Origin of the sequence: Lentzea indica, assembly GCF_012184385.1 — a bacterium.
Classification (GTDB): domain Bacteria; phylum Actinomycetota; class Actinomycetes; order Mycobacteriales; family Pseudonocardiaceae; genus Lentzea; species Lentzea indica.
Window position 1 is genome coordinate 1 of sequence record NZ_VSRL01000542.1, and the last position, 1,395, is coordinate 1,395.

Annotated in this window: 1 protein-coding gene; it reads right to left on the reverse strand. The window is 69.9% G+C overall.

The annotated features are described in order from the left end of the window. Positions 1-168 precede the first annotated feature (168 nt). Positions 169-1,254, reverse strand: coding sequence for an NADH-quinone oxidoreductase subunit D (locus FXN61_RS49420; RefSeq protein ID WP_167980637.1), 1,086 nt, complete (start codon positions 1,252-1,254; stop codon positions 169-171). Positions 1,255-1,395 lie beyond the last annotated feature (141 nt).

A 1,395-nucleotide genomic window follows, 5' to 3' on the forward strand; every position in this document is an offset into this window, starting at 1 on the left:
CGGGTGGCCGAGGACTCGTCCACGCGCCTGCCAGCGGTCTCGACCGGACGCAGGGCTGCGCCGGACGACCCGTCGGGTGCGCACGCGGACGGGAAGTCCGTGAGCGAGCTGCTGGCGTCCCTCGGCGGTGGCGACGCGCCCCGTCGTCGGCGTCGCCGCGACGACTAGCTACTTGTCGATGTCCCCGACGATCACGGCGAACGAGCTCAGCACGGCCGGCAGGTCGTCCACCTTGGTGCCGGGCAGCAGCGCGGACAACGCCTGAACGTTGTTGAACGACGGCGTGCGGAGCTTGAGGCGCCACGGGGTTTTCTCGCCGCGTGACGACAGGTGCACGCCCGACGTCCCGAGCGGCGCCTCGACGCGCGTGTAAACCGAACCCTCAGGCGCCTTGATGGCCTTGGGCAGCCGGACGTTCACCGGACCCGACGGCAGTCGCTCCAGGCATGCGGTGGCCAGCTCGACCGACTTCTGGACCTCATCCAGAAGGCACCGCACACGCGCGGCGGCGTCACCCTCGGTTCGCACGACAGGGGTGAAGTCCAGCAACTTGTAAGCGGGCAACGGATCGTCGCGCCGCAGATCGAAGTCCACTCCGCTGGCCCGGCCGATCGGTCCGGTGACGCCGTAGGCCAACGCGTCGGCTTTCGGCAGGACACCGAGGCCCTGCAGCCTTCCGAAGTCGATCTCCAGCGTGTTGGCGTCCACAGTGGACAGGAAGTCGGCGACCCTGGAGGTCCAGCCCGCCGGGACGTCCTCGCGCAGGCCGCCGATCCGGTTGAACATGAAGTGGATGCGGCCGCCGGAGGCTTCTTCCATCAGGGACTGGACGCCCTCGCGGTAGACGGCGGCGTTGGGGCACAACGGGGTCAGGAAGACCATGTGTGCCATCAGGCGGTTGAGCTCGCAGAGCAGGGCACGCAGCCACTGGGCGCGGGCGGGGACGTCCATGCCCGTCATGCGTTCGACGGCCAGTGCGACGGCGAGTTCGTTGCAGAAGGCGGAGAGCCAGTCGTGGCGGTTGGCGAGCGTCAGGACCTGGCGGTAGTCGCGGACCTCGAAGAGCTTCTCGGCACCGCGGTGCAGGTGGCCGACGAGAGGCTCCGCGGCGGTGATCACCAGGTCCGGGGTGACGGTCAGGCGCAGGCGATACGCGCCGTGGGCCGACGGGTGGAGTGGGCCCAGGTCGATCACGCGGTCCACGCCCAGGTACTGGGCGCCTGCGCCCACGCCGACGGTGATCTGCTCGCTCACCCGAGCATGGTTTCACGTTCCTGTGAGGTGGCTTGGACGCGGTTCACGCCCTGGTGGGCGCTGGCTCGTGCCCCTGGTGGGTGCTGGCTGGGCTCGGGCGCGGTTCATGCCTTGGTGGGCGCTGGCTCGTGCCGCTGGTGG